This is a genomic window from Thermoflexus sp. (genome assembly GCF_042408815.1).
In the GTDB taxonomy this organism is placed as follows: Bacteria; Chloroflexota; Anaerolineae; order Thermoflexales; family Thermoflexaceae; genus Thermoflexus.
In genome coordinates, this window is sequence record NZ_JBHOQR010000003.1 from 224,439 (window position 1) to 239,866 (window position 15,428).

At 64.8% G+C, this 15,428-nt stretch carries 17 protein-coding genes; 5 read left to right on the plus strand and 12 right to left on the minus strand.

Annotation, left to right across the window (positions count from 1 at the left end; all coding sequences use genetic code 11):
• Positions 1-17 precede the first annotated feature (17 nt).
• The 8 genes from ACFMO3_RS02770 to ACFMO3_RS02805 all read right to left on the minus strand — a co-directional run bounded on the left by ACFMO3_RS02770 (position 18) and on the right by ACFMO3_RS02805 (position 7,612).
• On the minus strand, positions 18-797 hold the full coding sequence (locus ACFMO3_RS02770; protein ID WP_376788909.1) for a fumarylacetoacetate hydrolase family protein: 780 nt from the start codon (positions 795-797) through the stop codon (positions 18-20).
• A 61-nt stretch (positions 798-858) separates the two neighbouring features.
• A complete protein-coding gene (gene dapA / locus ACFMO3_RS02775; protein ID WP_376788910.1) occupies positions 859-1,752 on the minus strand; it encodes a 4-hydroxy-tetrahydrodipicolinate synthase in 894 nt (297 codons plus the stop codon).
• On the minus strand, positions 1,749-2,249 hold the full coding sequence (locus tag ACFMO3_RS02780; RefSeq protein ID WP_376788911.1) for a flavin reductase family protein: 501 nt from the start codon (positions 2,247-2,249) through the stop codon (positions 1,749-1,751). The genes dapA and ACFMO3_RS02780 overlap by 4 nt, the downstream gene beginning before the upstream one ends.
• The gene (locus ACFMO3_RS02785) at positions 2,167-3,012 is read right to left on the minus strand and encodes an ABC transporter ATP-binding protein (RefSeq protein WP_376788912.1); all 846 of its coding nucleotides are present in this window, start codon (positions 3,010-3,012) and stop codon (positions 2,167-2,169) included. The genes ACFMO3_RS02780 and ACFMO3_RS02785 overlap by 83 nt, the downstream gene beginning before the upstream one ends.
• The gene (locus ACFMO3_RS02790) at positions 2,996-3,823 is read right to left on the minus strand and encodes an ABC transporter ATP-binding protein (protein WP_376788913.1); all 828 of its coding nucleotides are present in this window, start codon (positions 3,821-3,823) and stop codon (positions 2,996-2,998) included. Before ACFMO3_RS02790 ends, ACFMO3_RS02785 begins: the two co-directional genes overlap by 17 nt.
• Before the next feature lie 245 nt (positions 3,824-4,068).
• On the minus strand, positions 4,069-5,148 hold the full coding sequence (locus ACFMO3_RS02795; RefSeq protein ID WP_376788914.1) for a branched-chain amino acid ABC transporter permease: 1,080 nt from the start codon (positions 5,146-5,148) through the stop codon (positions 4,069-4,071).
• Positions 5,149-5,171: 23 nt separating this feature from the next.
• Complete coding sequence (locus ACFMO3_RS02800) at positions 5,172-6,206, minus strand: branched-chain amino acid ABC transporter permease (protein ID WP_376788915.1); 1,035 nt, start codon at positions 6,204-6,206, stop codon at positions 5,172-5,174.
• A 137-nt stretch (positions 6,207-6,343) separates the two neighbouring features.
• Positions 6,344-7,612: an ABC transporter substrate-binding protein gene (locus ACFMO3_RS02805; protein ID WP_376788916.1), complete on the minus strand. Its 1,269-nt coding sequence runs from the start codon at positions 7,610-7,612 to the stop codon at positions 6,344-6,346.
• A gap of 339 nt (positions 7,613-7,951) precedes the next feature.
• Here ACFMO3_RS02805 and ACFMO3_RS02810 point away from each other — a divergent pair, with 339 nt between their 5' ends.
• The 5 genes from ACFMO3_RS02810 (at position 7,952) to ACFMO3_RS02830 (ending at position 11,326) form a co-directional block, all read left to right on the plus strand.
• Positions 7,952-8,296, plus strand: a complete 345-nt coding sequence (locus ACFMO3_RS02810; RefSeq protein WP_376788917.1) for a hypothetical protein — start codon at positions 7,952-7,954, stop codon at positions 8,294-8,296.
• Positions 8,293-8,970 (plus strand): HAD family hydrolase, encoded by a 678-nt coding sequence (locus ACFMO3_RS02815; RefSeq protein WP_376788918.1) that lies wholly within the window; start codon positions 8,293-8,295, stop codon positions 8,968-8,970. The genes ACFMO3_RS02810 and ACFMO3_RS02815 overlap by 4 nt, the downstream gene beginning before the upstream one ends.
• Positions 8,971-8,998: 28 nt before the next feature.
• A complete protein-coding gene (locus tag ACFMO3_RS02820) occupies positions 8,999-9,355 on the plus strand; it encodes a hypothetical protein (RefSeq protein WP_376788919.1) in 357 nt (118 codons plus the stop codon).
• Entirely contained in the window at positions 9,352-10,197 is an 846-nt protein-coding gene (locus tag ACFMO3_RS02825; RefSeq protein ID WP_376788920.1) for a hypothetical protein, read from the plus strand. Before ACFMO3_RS02820 ends, ACFMO3_RS02825 begins: the two co-directional genes overlap by 4 nt.
• A gap of 208 nt (positions 10,198-10,405) precedes the next feature.
• Complete coding sequence (locus ACFMO3_RS02830) at positions 10,406-11,326, plus strand: L,D-transpeptidase (protein WP_376788921.1); 921 nt, start codon at positions 10,406-10,408, stop codon at positions 11,324-11,326.
• Positions 11,327-11,347: 21 nt separating this feature from the next.
• On the opposite strand, the gene ACFMO3_RS02835 is transcribed toward ACFMO3_RS02830, so the two are convergent.
• The 4 genes from ACFMO3_RS02835 to murI form a co-directional block, all read right to left on the minus strand.
• Positions 11,348-12,310, minus strand: a complete 963-nt coding sequence (locus tag ACFMO3_RS02835; protein WP_376788922.1) for a hypothetical protein — start codon at positions 12,308-12,310, stop codon at positions 11,348-11,350.
• Entirely contained in the window at positions 12,307-12,663 is a 357-nt protein-coding gene (locus ACFMO3_RS02840; protein WP_376788923.1) for a hypothetical protein, read from the minus strand. The genes ACFMO3_RS02835 and ACFMO3_RS02840 overlap by 4 nt, the downstream gene beginning before the upstream one ends.
• 52 nt (positions 12,664-12,715) lie before the next feature.
• Complete coding sequence (locus ACFMO3_RS02845; protein WP_376788924.1) at positions 12,716-13,945, minus strand: cation:proton antiporter; 1,230 nt, start codon at positions 13,943-13,945, stop codon at positions 12,716-12,718.
• Positions 13,946-14,042: 97 nt separating this feature from the next.
• The gene (gene murI / locus ACFMO3_RS02850; RefSeq protein WP_376788925.1) at positions 14,043-14,894 is read right to left on the minus strand and encodes a glutamate racemase; all 852 of its coding nucleotides are present in this window, start codon (positions 14,892-14,894) and stop codon (positions 14,043-14,045) included.
• Positions 14,895-15,428: the final 534 nt, after the last annotated feature.

Genomic DNA, 15,428 nt, shown 5'->3' on the forward strand with positions numbered 1-15,428 from the left:
CCTCCCCTCACCGAAGCTCAGGGGCTGGCCAGCGAAAGAGCGGATATGCCTTCCTTCTCCTCTGTCACCGGATTCTCCAGGATGCCGATTCCCTCGATCTCCAGGCGCATCACATCGCCAGGCTGCACCGGGACGATGCCGCGGGGGGTGCCGGTCCAGAGGGTGTCCCCGGGCTCCAGGGTCATGAACGAGCTGATGTAGGCGATGAGCTCGGGGATGCGGTGGATCATCCGGGAGGTGTGGCCTTCCTGGGCCAGGCGCCCGTTCACGTAGAGGCGCAGGGCCAGGTTGTGCGGGTCGGGGATCTCATCAGGGGTCACCCGCCACGGCCCCATAGGGCCGAAGGTGTCCTGGCCCTTGGCCCGCACTGGCGGGCGGTAGAAATTCCCCACGAAGTCCCGGGCGGTGACGTCGTTGCCGATGGTGTAACCGCCGATCACCTCCCAGGCGTCCTCCGGGCGGATCCGTCGGCAGCGCCGGCCGATGATCACCACCAGCTCGACCTCTCCGTGCAGCGTCTTCACCCCTTTCGGATAGCGCACGGGAGCCCGATGGCCGATCCATGTGTTGGAAGGCTTGAGGAAAAGGGCGGGCTCCTCTGGCGGGGTGACCGACAGTTCCTCCGCATGCTCCCGGTAGTTGAGGGCGAGGCCGATGGCCTTGCCCCCGGGCGGCACCGGCGGCAACCAGACCACTCGCTCCGGATCAAAGGCGCGCCCGTCGACCACCAACACCCCCTCCGGGGTGACCTCTCCTTCCCAGATCCGTCCTTCTGCCGCAAACCGTGCGATCCGCATGGTCCTCCTCACCGCCCTCTCGCCGCCGTTGTTCGATTGCCCAGCTCCTCAAGAAGTTCCCCTATGAGATCAGCCGGTATGCGCGCAGCACTTGGCGCAGCCGCTCCATGTTCTCCGGCCGCATGGGCGCCAGGGGTAGGCGGACCTCCGGGGAGATCTTTCCCATCATCCCCAGGGCCGTCTTGACTGGCACCGGATTGGTCTCGATGAAGAGGGCGTCGTTCAGCGGCAGCAGCTCGTAGTGCAGATCTTGGGCCTCGCGCCAGCGGTCCGCCGCCACCAGATCGTAGAGCCGCGCCACCCGATCCGGCAGCACATTCCCAGTGGCGCTCACATAGCCAGCGCCGCCGATGGCCAGCACCGGGAAGCACAGCAGCTCGATCCCAGAATAAACCCGGAAGTCCCGCCCCATGCGGTGCAGCAACCGGTTGATGTGCTCGAAGTCTTTGTTCGCCTCTTTGATCCCGATGATATTTGGACACGCCTCCCGCAGCCGGGCCACGGTGTCGATCTCCAGATGGACGGCCGTGCGCCCCGGGATGTTGTAGAGGATCACCGGGAGATCCACCCGCTCGGCGATCCCCTTGAAGTAGCGGAAGAGCCCTTCCTGGGAAGGCCGCACGTAGTAAGGGACCACCACCAGCAGGGCGTCGACGCCCGCTGCCTGGGCGGCCTGGGAGAGCCGCACCGTCTCCTCGAAATTGTTGGTGCCGGTCCCCGCGATCACCGGAACGCGGCCCCGGGCGACCTCCACGGCCAAGCGATAGAGGCCCACCCGCTCCTCCAAGGTCAGAGCGCTCGGCTCCCCGGTGGTCCCGGTGATCACCAGCCCGTGGGATCCCGAGGCGATCTGCCATTCGATCAGCCCAGCGAACCCCTCCCAGTCCACTGCGCCGTTGCGGAAAGGGGTAACCAGGGGCACCAGGGAGCCGCGCAGGCGATCCGTGGCCTTCATGGCGTGCTTCCTCCGTTCAGGGCCAGGCGCCGGTAAGCGCCCTGGAAGTAGAGCAGAGGAGAGCCCTCGCGGAGGATCCCGGCGTCTTCCACCAGGCCCAGATAGATCGTGTGATCGCCTCCCCAATATGCCCCCGCCACCGTGCAGTCCAGGTAAGCCAGGGCGTCCTCCAGGATCGGCGCGCCGGTCACCGCTGCCCGGTGGGCGAGCCCAGCAAACCGATCGGCGGCCGGGATCCGGCCCGCGAACCGCTCGGAGAGCTCCGCCTGATCTTCGCTCAGGAAATTGACGGCGAAGCAACGTCCCTTTCGGAGCACGGCCTCGCTCCGGCTGTCGTTCTGGATGCAGACCAGGACCAGTGGTGGGTTCATCGAGACGCTGGTGAACGCGGTGGCGGTGAGGCCGTGGATCTGCTCATCCGCTCGCATCGTCACCACTGTGACGGTGCTCGCCCATCGCCGCATCACCTGACGCAGCTGCTCGGGGGAAACGGGCATGGACGGCCACCTCCGTCGAAGAGGATGGAAGCGGGATGGAACCTGAGGAGCCTCCCAGGTAAGCAGCCTGGAGGATGGGATCGGTGAGGAGATCAACGGCCGCCCCCTCTCGCACGATCCGCCCCGTCTCCATGACATAGGCGCGATCAGCGATCCGCAGAGCCTGACGGGCATTCTGTTCCACCAACAGGAGGGTCAGGCCCTGTTCCCGGAGGGCGCGGAGGATCCGGAAAAGCTCCTGGACCAAGAGGGGGGCGAGGCCCAGGGAGGGCTCATCCAGGAGCAGCACGCGAGGCCGGGCCATCAACCCCCGCCCGATGGCCAGCATCTGCTGCTCGCCCCCGCTGAGCGTTCCGGCCACCTGTCGCCGTCGCTCCTTCAAGCGGGGGAAAATCTCGAAGACCCGTTGCAGATCTTCCTCCACCGCCTTCCGCTCTCCTCGACGGAGGCGCAGATAAGCCCCCAGGCGGAGGTTGTCCTCCACACTCATTGAATCGAAAAGCTGGCGTCGCTCCGGGATCTGAACCAGCCCCAGGGCTACAATCGATTCCGGGGGCCATCCGGTGATTTCATGCCCGTCAAACCGGATCCGCCCGGACCGGGGCCGCAGCAATCCACTGATGGCTCGTAACAATGTGGTCTTCCCCGCGCCGTTTGACCCGATCACGGCCACGATCTCCCCGGGTTCCACATAAAGGGAAATCCCTTGGAGCGCCCGGACCGAGCCGTAGGCGACTTCCAGCTGCTCAACCTCGAGCCACATCTCGCACCTCGTCTTCCTCGCCCAGATAGGCGGCGATCACCTGCGGGTCCTGACGGATCGCCTCCGGCGGACCCTCGGCAATTAACCGACCGTAATCCAGGACCGCGATCTCGTCCGCCAGCTCCATCACCAGGTTCATATCGTGCTCCACCAGGAGCACGGTGATCCCTTCCTCTGGAAGGGAACGGATCAGATGGGCTAGTTGCGCCTTCTCCGCCGGGTTTAACCCCGCCCCAGGCTCATCCAGGAGCAGGAGTCGGGGGGAGGCGGCCAGGGCCCGGGCGATCTCCAGGATCCGCTGCAGGCCCAGCGGCAGGCTCTCCGCCGGACGGTCCGCCCATGCGGCCAGGCCTACCCGCTCCAGGATCCTCCATGCTCGGGCCTGCGCGGCCTGCTCCTCCCGTCGCGCCTGAGAGGACTGCAGGATCGCCCCCAGGAGGCCGCTCCGGCCGTGGCGATGCCCGCCCACCAGCACGTGTTCGAAAACCGTCATCCCGGGGAACAATTGCACGTTTTGGAACGTGCGGGCGATCCCCAGGGCGGCGATCCGATAGGGTGGAAGTCCAACGATGGAGCGCCCCTGGAAGCGGATGTCCCCGGAGGTCGGCTGTAGCATCCCGGTGATCAGGTTGAACAGCGTGGTCTTCCCCGCTCCATTGGGACCGATCAATCCTTTGATCTGGCCCGGCCGCACACAAAAGGAGACCTCCATCAGGGCCATCAACCCCCCGAAGGCCTTGGAGACCCGGAGGATCTCCAGCAACGGCGCTTCGGATCGATCCCCCGTTCCGTCCGGGCTGGCATGCCACATCGGCGCTCTCACCTCACGGGATTTTCTCGATCGCCTCAAGACCCGTTGCTTTGCCGTTCCATGGCTCATCGTCACTTATTTCCCCCAACAGGGGGAAACGAATGACCGACCCCTTCCGGCTTCCTCGACCCGTGGCTCGTAGACCGGCTCTCCGCCGTTCCGCCGCCGGAGGGATCTCCACAGGCGTCCCTTCCCGGGGAACTCCCGGTAGGGCCCATCAGGGGGGCCCGCCCGTAATGACATCCCTATTGAGGGCGTAACCCCATGTGGCTCCGGAGCCAGCGAAGCCCGCCTGTGGTCAGGCCCTCGGGCAGGAACAGCATCATTAGCACCAGGATGGCGCCGAAGGCGATGGCCTCAAATTCCCCCTGGGCATTCGGGATCACCCGGTGGAGCTGCGTGCGCAGCGCCTCCTGAACCAGCAGGATGGCCAGTGCCCCGAAGGGGGCTCCCCAGATGCTGGCCATACCGCCCACCGCGGACATCACCACCAGCTCCAGCGAGGGTCCGAATCCGAAGGTGGCTGGGATCACAGTGGTCTGAAAGTGGGCGTAGAGGCTCCCGGCCATAGCGGCCATCGCTGCGCTGAGGCCAAAAATTTGGGCTTTGTAGTGAGGAACAGGGATCCCCACGCTCTCCGCGGCCATCTCGCTGCCGTGGATTGCCCTCAGCGCTCGCCCCACGCGCGAATGAACCACGCGCAGGCCCAGGGCGATGGCGCCGAAGGCGAAGAGCCAGACCAGGAAGTAATAGCGCCATGCCGGCCAGAGCAGAACCTCCCCTAGCCGCAGGCGGGGGATCCCCTGGATGCCATCGAAGCCGCCGGTGAGATTCAGATGAGGCAGCCCCATATTCTCCCGGAGCAGGATATACACAGCGATCCCCAAGCCCAGGGTGGCCATCGCCAGGTAGTGGCCTCGCAATCGCAGGATCGGACGCCCGATCCCATAAGCCGCTAGGCCAACCAGCAAGGCGCCCCCCAGCATCACCAGCCATGGCCACCACCAGGCCTCTGCCAGTGCAGAGGGTATGCCCAGCGCGCGGGCGCGCACCGTCAGGATGGCGGAGAGAAAGGCCCCCATCCCGTAGAAGGCCGCCTGCCCCAGGGAAACCTGTCCCGCATACCCCATCAGAAGATTCAGGCCCACCAGCACGATCGTGAACAGACCGACCCGGATCATGGTGTCCAGGGTGAGCAGCCCCCCAGTCAGGGCTGGCAGCGAGAGCCCCATTGGTCGGAAGGCTTCCAGCCCCCCAATGGCAAGGATCAGCGGAAGTCCGATGACGAACCCGATGGCGTTCGAGGGGAATCCGGCGCGACTCATTCTGCGCATCCCTCTTGCTGAATTCAGACCCGCTCTACCTCCGCCTCCGCCCCGGCGAGGCCCTGGGGGTAAAGTAGGAGGACCCAGATCAGGACCAGGAAGGCGAGGAGATCCTTAAAGCCGGCCACTGTAACCCCTGCCCACAGATTCTCCAGGGCCCCCAGGAGCAGGCCCCCCAGGACCGCTCCTGGAAAGCTCACCAGCCCGCCCATGATGGCGGCCACAAAGCCCTTCAACCCCAGCTCCAAACCCATATCGTAGGTGGCACGGGTCACCGGACCCAGGACGATCCCGGCGATGGCGCCCAGGGCTGCTGCCATGCCGAACGCCAGGGTGCTCATAGTATCCACCGGGATGCCCATCAGCCGGGCTGCCAGGCGGTTCACAGCGCACGCTCGCATCGCTTTGCCGACGGTCGTGCGTCCGAAGAACAACCCAAGGGCCAGGAGGGCAACGATGAGGGTGCCAGTGATCCACAGGCTCTGAGCTTTCACCCGAATCCCGCCAAAGCGAAAGGTGGGATCGGATAGGCTCATGGTGGTGAAGGAGGGCAGGACTTTTGCGTAAGGGCCCCAGAGCAGGAGGGCCACGCCCTGGAGTACCAGATATACGCCGATCGTGATGATAATTCGAGTCAGGGGGGAAGCATGACGGGACGGATAGAGTGTGAGCCGCTCGATCGTCATCCCCAGCGCCCCCACGATCCCCACGGCCAGGAGCGCGGCCATGGCCAGGCGGAGGCCGGGGGCAGGAGGCCACTTCTGTTCATAGAAAAACGCCGTGAGCATGGGTCCGAGCATCACGAAGGCGCCCTGGGCGAAGTTAATAACGCCCGTGACCCGATAGGCCAGGACGAAACCCAGGGCGACCAGTGCGTAGATGCTCCCCCCGCGCAACCCATCCAGGACGAGCTGGAGATACTCCAGCGCGCCGAAGCCATGGCGCTGGCCCAACAGGATCAGGAAGGCGATCATCCCCACCGCTGCCACGGTGATCTGCGCGTGTCGGGCGCCTTCCAGGGCTCGAACCCTCTTCCTCCCTCGCCATTCTTGAATCATGGGCTATCCCTGCGATTTCGATCCTGCTCGTCAGCGGATTTTGGAGATAGGGGGGCTGGCCTTTGGTAGCCCGCAAGTTTCCAAACCTGGGCTTCATGCTTCCCAGAATTCGGGCCAGCCCCCGAGCCGGATACAGCCTACTTCCATTGCTCCTTCGGAAGGATCTGGAACTTCCCGTCCTTCACTGCGACCATCACAAAATCCGTGTAGTTGAAGCCCAGGTGATCCTGCGGGCTCAGATTGAAAATCCCGTGGGTGCCCGGGAAGTTTCGCAGGCCTTCCAGGGCCTCGCGGGCCTTTGCCCGCTGTTCCGCGAGGGGCAGGCCATCCGGTAAGGCCTTCAGGGCAGCGATGGCCCATTGCAGGGCATCATAGGCATGGCCGGCGAAGGTGCTGATGGGTTCCCCTTTGGTGAACTCTTGATAGGCCTTGATGAAGTCCAGATTCAGCTTCTTCACCGGGTCCGTGTCGGGGAGCTGATCCGCCACCAGGATCTTGCCGCAGGGCATCACTGTGCCTTCCGCTGCTGCCCCCGCGTTCTTGATCAGGTCCGGGCTGCAGGAGCCGTGGCCATGCACAATGCGGATATTGGGCAGGGCGTCCCGCACAGCCACGTTCATCAGGGCCGAGGCCGGCGGGATGGAGCCGATGACCACCGCCTGGCACCCGCTTGCCTTCACCTTCTCCACCTGGGGGAACTCCGTAGCGGTGCGCTCGAAGGCATCGCCATACACGATCTCAATGCCTGCCTGGGGGAAGATCGCCTGTGCGCTGGCGAAGGTGTCCTGGCCGTAGGCGGTGTTCTCATAGAGATGACAGACCTTGGTGATCCCCACGGCCTTCAGGTAGTCAGCCTGCATCTGGGCGGAGTGAAGGTTTTCGGGCACCGGCTTGAAAATCCATTCGCGCATCTTCTTCGTATCGGGGTCCTCGATAATGGAGCGGGCGGAGGCCATGGAGATCATCGGCACCTTCGCTTCCGTGGCGATCGGCACCATGGCCAGGCTGGGGCCGCTCAGGGTGCCGGCCACCAGGAGCACCACGCCTTCCTGTTCAATGAGACGTCGGGCGACGCTGGCGGCGGTATCGGTTTTGCTTTCATCATCGAAGATGAGGATCTGTACCTCGTGGCGCACCCCATCCGGCCCGACGATGCCCCCCTGGGCCTTCAGCTGCTCCTGAACCAGCTGGGCGACGTTTCGCTCGGGGATGCCCAGGCTGGCTCCGGGCCCAGTGATGGAGGCGATGAAGCCGATCTTATAAGGGGCTCCGACTTTCGGTGTTGGTGTGGGCATGATCGGTGTTGGTGTGGGCATGATCGGCGTTGGTGTGGGCGTGGAAGGAGCAGTGCATGCCGCCAGCAGAACCACCATCACGCTGAACGTCAGCCCAGCATACCGGTTCATAGACCCCTCCTCTCCCCAAGATCTCCCGCTGTTGAGCTCAGCGGGAAATTTCCCCTCAGCTCTTCCTTGGGAACAGCCCTCGCAAATCTTCAATCCCCCATCGTCCGCACGGTCGGATCGCCAGGCTTTGATCAAGCAAACGTTTGTTCCATGTGTTTATATTTTTTATAGCGACGATGATCGAAAATGTCAAGGCGCATCCAGAGTGGAGGGCGCTTGGCCCGGCGTGCCCGGTGGAAGGGAGGCCCCTGCTTTGCGGATTGGATTTTCCCATGGGGGTTAGGGATCAGGGTTGTCGATCGGATCCGCTGTTATAATCCAGATGGCGGAGGCGAAATCATGCGCACGCCTTATGGGGCAGAGTGCCCTTTTTACTTCGAAGATTACTATCGAGGGCGATCAGCCCAGGCCTGTCGTTTGATCGAGCGAACTCCCGGGGGAGGGACCTGGAAGCCATATCTCTGCGCTACTTGTCCGGTCCCCAGGATCGTTCGCGCGAATGCGTGCCCGTATTTAGCGTTAGAGGCCCGGGTGGTGAAGACGTGGTTGGGCTTGCGGGAACAGGTGCGGGTCTATGCGGTTTGCACCCTCCGCCTGGTGGAGGTTCCGCGCCCGGAGATCGGTTGCGGGGAGTGCCCTCGGCATCCGATTCCTCCCACAGATGGGGAGCGTCATCCGGGATGATCCACGCCGTTCTGTTCGACCTGGACGGCACGCTGCTGGGCAACGATATGGATCGCTTCATGCCGGCCTATTTCGACTGCCTTCAGAAGTTCGTGGCGCCTCACGATCCGTCTCTCCTGATAGCGGTGCGGGAGGCGATCCGCCGGCCAGATCCCCGGCGCACGGTGGGGGAGCGCTTTATGGAGGCTTTTGAGCGGGAGATGGGGCGATCGCGGGATTTCTGGATCCCGATCTTCGAACGCTTTTACGGGGAGGCCTTTCCGTCTTTGCGTGCCCTCACGGCACCCCGGGTGGAGGCTCGGCTTCTGGTGAAGGGGGCACGAGCGCGGGGCCTGCGCATCGCTGTGGCGACGAACCCGGTCTTCCCGGAGGTTGCCATCCGCCAGCGTCTGGAATGGGCTGGCCTGGGGGATATCCCTTTCGAGTGGGTCACCACGATGGAGAATATGCACTTCACCAAGCCATGGCCTGAGTATTACCTGGAGGTGGCGGGCCATCTACAGGTGGCCCCGGAGGCATGCGGGATGATCGGCAATGCTTGGGAACAGGACATCGAACCGGCGCGAAAGGTGGGGATGCAAACGTTCTGGGTTGGCGAGGGTGGAGATGGATGGTCTTGGAGAAACCAGGGGGATCTCCGCCGGGCGCTTCAATGGCTGGAAGATCTCCAATAGCGAGCCGGGGGATCGGAAGGGGGCGCGGGTGCGTGGGCGGAAGGCGATGATCGGGATGATCGGATTGGGGCTCCTGATCGGTGTCGGGGCGGGGTTCCTCCTCGGGCGATACGTCTGGCCCGTGCGTTATATCGATGTGGCCCCCACCGAGCTTCATCCGGACTGGCAGGCGGAGTATGTCCGAATGGTCGCCCTGGCCTACGCTCGGGATTCTGATCTGGCCCTCGCCCGGGCCCGGCTCGCCCTGCTGGGGGATCCCCTCGTGGTCCTGCAACAGCTCCCCAGCCGATCGCCGGCGCCTCTTTCCCCCGAAGCCCGTGCGGCCATCGCGGATCTGATCCGCGCCTTGGGTTCCTCGCCGGCATCGTCTGGAGGCTCGCCGTGAGAGGCCATCTCGGGATCGCTTTCTTGGTCGGCCTGCTCCCCGGCCTGATCGGGGGGCTTTACCTGGCGTGGGAGGTGTTCCCACCGCCCCCCGGGGGGTCCTCCCCGGCGGAGCTGGCCTCTCCTTACCAGGAGCTCTGGATGGTGCTCGCCGCCCGGGCGGATGCCATAGAGCGGAACCCGGCGGCGTTGCGGCGGCGGCTGGAGGCGCTGGCCCTGCCTGATCTGCCCGAGCGGGTCGCTGCCCTCGCCGAGCGAGGGCTTCTGGAGAACTGGCCTTCAGAGGTCGTTCAGGATCTGGCCCGAGCGGCCCAGCAGCTGGGCGCGCGCTCCCCCGCCCTGGTGGTGATCCTGGCCACGCCGGTCCCCACCCGCGTGCCGCCTTCGCCGACGCTGATCCCTACCCCGACGGCCCCTCCGACCCCGACTCCGACGCCCCTTCCGTCTCCAACTCCCCGCCCCACGCCGGAACCTTCTCCGATTCCAACGGAAATCCCTACGATTATCCCGACGCGATCCGAAGAGCCGGTGGTGGCGCAACGCCCTCTGTGTGAGAGCTCGCCGCTGTTACGGATCCGAGTCTTCGATCCGGAGGGGAGGGAGCGATCCGGCGTGCGCATCTGGGTCAATGGCCCGCGGGGCGCGGAAACGCTGTTGACCGGATTGAAGCCCGAAATGGGGGATGGCTATGCGGATGTGCGAATGGAACCCCATGGGGCGTATCGCATCGAGGTCGAGGGGCCGGGAGCGGTGGGGGTGGAGGTAGCCGCCCGTCCATGCGAGCTTCCTGATGGCTCAGGGGGGTGGACCGGATGGGAGGTGGAAGTGCGCATGGCCCGATAGGGGGCATAATGGATGCGGCTGGGCGCGATGGGCCGACGCGCGGGGAGCGTCCCATGCCTTCGATCGATGGCCGGCCTGCGCTGGCCAGAAAGCCTTTCATGTCGGCGGAGGCCGACGCGGGGCGCAAAGCGCCTCGCGAGGCCGATTTCCAATCGGCGTATAAGGCTTTCAAGAGTCCGGCCGGCCCCAAAAGCGAGGGGGGAAAGCGATGCGGTCGGTGGAGGAGAAGGCCCTTCGATGGGCCTGTCGCGCGCTTCAGACGGCTTCCCCGGAGGAGGCGCTGTGGTGGGCCGCCCGAACGTATACTGCCGCCCCTGCCTTCCCCGCCGTTCGCGCGGTGGTGCGACGGATTCGAAGACGCTTCCCCAATGCCCGGGGACGCCCCCCTGCTCGCTGGTCTCGGTGGATGGTCCGCATTAGGTTCCTCTACGGGCTGTCTATGTTGATCGCGCTGTTCCTCATCGCTTGGGGGCTCGGAGTCGTCGATCTGTGGGCGCTGCTGAGGGTGGAGGAGCTCTCCTTTCCGGAAGCCATTGGGTGGGATCCCATTCCAGACACCGCGGCGGATCTCCGAAAGCAGGATCCACCCGATCCCATCTCCGCGGCGCATCCCGAGGAGAGCGCTCCGACGGGGGCTTGGCCTTCTCCGCATCCGACCTCTCCACCGGATCCTCTGCCCACTCCCCCGTGGGAGGAGACCCCATCCCCGGTGGCTACAGCCTCATTCCGTCCGCGCCCCTTGGCCTCGCCCACCCCGTTGCCTGGGCGGCCGTTTCCGAGCCGGTGGATCCTGGTGGATCTCAGCGATCAGGAACTGACAGCCTATGAAGGGGAAACCCCCATCCTGAGGACGAAGGTTTCCACCGGGCGCCCTCGCACGCCTACGGTCGTCGGGACCTTCCGGATCTATCTCAAGGTGCGCGCTCAGACGATGACGGGCCCGGGCTACTGGCTGCCCAACGTGCCCTATGTGATGTATTTCTACCAGGGCTACGCCCTCCATGGAACCTACTGGCATAACAACTTCGGCCAGCCAATGAGCCACGGATGTGTCAACCTGCCGACGCCCGTCGCGGAGCAACTCTACCAGTGGGCAGATCTCGGAACCCCCGTGGTGATGCAGCCGTAAGGGGATCCCTTCCTCCGTGTCTTATCCCACGGTCACCTGAAGGGACCACTCCATCTCCTGAAGGGGGGGCAACAGGCCGAAGAAGCCCCATTCCCGCATCGCCACGCCCAGATCATCCGGTGCCCCGATCGCGGGCTCCAGGGCCAGGTTCTGATAGGGTGGGGTGTTTGCGCCTGACCATCCTCCGGCGTTGATCCACAGGCCGAGATGGGTGATCGGCCCGCGCCAGCCGATTTCCCACCATGCGCCGGTGGGATGGATCAAGCGCGCCCAGGAAGCTGCGGGGCGGAGGAAGAGCTTCAACGCCCATCCGCCTTCTGAATCCGGCTCCCGGAGGTCCAGAAAGCCTCCTTCTACGGGAAGCTGCGGCCATGGGAAAACCATCGCCTGGGGAGCAACCCCGATGGCGGCAGCGACCCGCGCGGTCGCCGGTTCGGGGATGAGCAGGCGCATCCCGGGCAGCAGAGGGAAGAGGGGGTGAGCCGCCCAAAGGAAATAGAAGGGGTGCTCTGCCTTGTTCTGCAGGCGATAGCGGATGCGGACAGCTGGACGGTCGGCTTCCAGGATCAGGGTGCGCTCGAAGCGATAGGGGAAGGAGCGGCCCTCCGCTACGCCGGTGGCGATGAGATGTTTCCCCTCTTCGATCCGGATCTGGATTTTCCACGGCTGGAACCAGAGCTCCCCGTGATCCGGGATCGGAACGCCTGTCCACGGGTCTGCCGGGTAAGCCCCGGGGGCGATCGCCGGGAGGCATTCGTCCCAACCGCCGAGATCGAATTCCTGGACATAACGGGCCTCCGCTTGAGGCAGCCGCCACGGGAGATACGGATTCCGCCACAGCCAGGAGAGGCCCCGGCGCCGATCCTCCCATCCGGCGATCTTTCCCCCCAGCTCCGGGATGAGGGTCAGCGTTAGAGGCCCGTTCTCTAACCGCAAGGCCGGAAATCCCTGCTCACGGATTTCCTGCACGCGAAGGGCGCTCATGGCTGTCGCAGGCCCCGAACTTCCAGAACAGGCAGCACGAAAAGGAAACCGGTCTCCGGCTGATCCAGGGGGCCCAGGATCTCCTCGGTCTTTCGGATCAGCTGCTCCAGATCGAAGGTATCGGGAACTACTGAGAACAGGGTGCGATGATGGAAGGCGGCCTCGCTGCTCTCCAGGATGGAGCGCAGGGAGGGAACCAGCGGCAGGTCCTCCCGCCCCACCCACTGGTGCAGAGAGGCCATCCCGATGGTATCGATCATCGTCACCCCGGGGACGCCCAGAGCCTCCCAGGCGCGAAGCACCTCATGGATCTTCTCGAGATTCGGGATCACGACCACAACACATTTCGGCATCTGCAACCTCCCGCTTCACAGGGATGGGGTCGCTTTCGGGAAGGGGCTATACCTACACTGCCTTCTGAAGGGGAGCGGATCCTGGCTTCGGCGTGCGGAAAGCCCACCGGAGCAGGATCGGGGTGATCAATGTAGTGGCCACCACCATGGCAACCACGGCCACGAATTCGTAGGGCTGGAGGAAGCCTGCCGAAAGGCCTAGGGAGGCCAGGATCAGGCCGACCTCCCCCCGGGAGATCATCCCCAACCCCAGGCGCCACGCCTGGAGGGGGCGGAATCCGCCCAGCCATGCGCCCGCGCCGCAGCCGAGGATCTTGGATACAATCGCGACGGCAATCAAGGCTAGCGTGAACAGCGCTCCTTCCAGGGACATGGTTCGCAGATCCGCCCGCAAGCCTACCCCCACCAGAAAGAGGGGCACGAAGAACCCATAAGCGGCCGGTCGTAGGCGCTCGAAGATCGTATGACGGGCCGGATGATCCCCCAGGCCCAGCCCGGCCAGAAAGGCCCCCGTAATCGCCGCCAATCCGCCCAGCTCCTCCGCCGCCCCGGCCAGGGCCAGGATGGCTACGAACGCGAGGGCGATCAGGCCCTCGCTGATGGGCTGATTTTGAACCCACGTGGCGATTCGGGGAAGCACGGCCCGGGCCAGGAGAAAGGACAGAATCAGGAAAAGCATCATACGGGCCAGGGCCAGCAGTATCCCTCCGGCTCCCCCTCCCGCCCCGCCTCCCGGGTTCACGATCCCGGTGAAAACCGCCAGGGCCACTAGCGCTAGGATGTCATCCACCACCGCCGCCCCCAAGAGGGCGATCCCTTCCGGCGAGCGAAGGCGGCCCAGCTCCAGCAGGGTCTGCGCCGAGACGCTGACACTGGTGGCGCTGAGGACCAGGCCCATAAAAATAGAGGTAGGCAGATCGCGATGAAAGGGATAGGCGATTAGGGTTCCCAGCAGGAGTGGAATCCCAACCCCAGCGGTCCCAGCCAGCAGGGCCACCCGCCGCGCTTTTAAGAACTCCTCCAACTCAATTTCCAAGCCGGCCATCCCCATCAGGAAGAGCACTCCCAGTTCCCCGAGGGCGATCACCATTCCCTGGAATTCCTGGTGGTGAAAAAGGGGCCAGGAGAAGACGTTCAACAGGCTGGGCCCCAGGATCAGGCCAGCGATGAGCTCCCCCAGGATGGCCGGCTGACGCAGGCGCAGGCTCAGCCATGCGCTGGCCTTCGCCGCGACAATCAACAACGCCAGCAGCAAAGCAAAAGCGGAGATGTGAGCCTCCACGGCCCTTTCCTCCTCTTCCCTTCTGGAGGGGATTCCCCACCGGAGAGGGTCTCCTCGAACATTGTATGCGAGGGAGCGCGTATCCACGGAGCGCGCATCAGGCGGCTCGAAGCATGCCCTGGGGGTCCCAATAGAGGCGTTCCACCGGGCCATCCCAGCCGATCAATCGGCGAAGTTGTGCCTGAAAACGCGCCGGGTCACCTGTGGTGAGGAAGCGATGGGAGCTCGCCCGTGGATCGATTCCCTGAGTGCAGGCCTGCCACACCTCCGCCGCTCGGCGGGCTACGGCGGGAGCAGGATCGATCAGGGCAATCTGCGGGCCGATCAGACGGCGGATGAGGGGGGCGAGGAAGGTGTAGTGCGTGCAGGCCAACACCAGCACATCGGCGCCCGCCTGGAGAACCGGATCCAGATGCTGTCGAACCCGGGCCTCGGCCTCGGTTCCTTCCAGAAGGCCTTCCTCGACCTGCTCCACCCATCCGCTGCAAACGCGGGGGATGACCTGGACCTGCCGGGCGAACCGTTCCACGACGCGGGCCATGAGGGGGCCATTGAGCGTGCCGAAGGTTCCGAGCACGCCGATCACACCGGTTCGGGTGCGCGCAGCAGCAGGCTTCACGGCAGGCTCTATGCCGATGAAAGGGACTCCCGGGAACATTTCCCGCAGCGGCCAGAGGGCCGCGGCCGAGATGGTATGGCTGGCCACCACGATCAGGTGAGCCCCTTGGCTCAGCAGGAAGCGGGTGATGGCCTCAGCGAAACGTCGGATCTCCTCGGGGGATCGAGGGCCATAGGGAACATGGGCCTGATCCGCCACATAAAGGGTGGGCGCCTCATGGGCCAAGCGGACGAATTCCCGCCATACGACCAGCCCCCCTACGCCGGAATCAAAGAATCCCACCGCAGGCACCGTGTTCCCGATCGGATCGTTCGAGGGTGTCTCGCTCATGGCCAGGCCTCCATGCACTGCTAGAGCACCCAGGTAGCTTCCTCTTGATCCAGGTAAGCGCGAACCCTTTCCTCACTGGTCGCAGTTCAATCATCTCTCCAAGAGGAAAATCCGGCTTCATGTCCCCGTATCGAATCGAGCCCTGGCGTTTTCGGTAATGTATCATAGTAAAGAGGAGGTGGTCAAACGCGTCTTTCCGCAGGCCGACATCCAACGCTGCCCCGTGCACAAGCTGCGGCAGACCCGCCATCAGGGGCGGTGCCCGGACTGGACCTGAAGGCGGTGCTGGATGCGCCGGACCGGGAGACGGGGCAAGAGCGCTTGGCCGACTTTCGGAAACGGTGGCAAACCCGGTATCCCAAGGGGGTGGCCTCCTGGGAGCGAGACGGGGACCAGTGGATGACCGTTTTGCGCTATCCGGAGCCGATACGACCGGTCGGCTGGAACGGACCTTCCAGGAGCTGCGGCGGCGGTTTAAGGTGGTGGAGGCGTTGGAGCGGATGACCTATGGGCACCTGGCGCGGTTGAACGCCC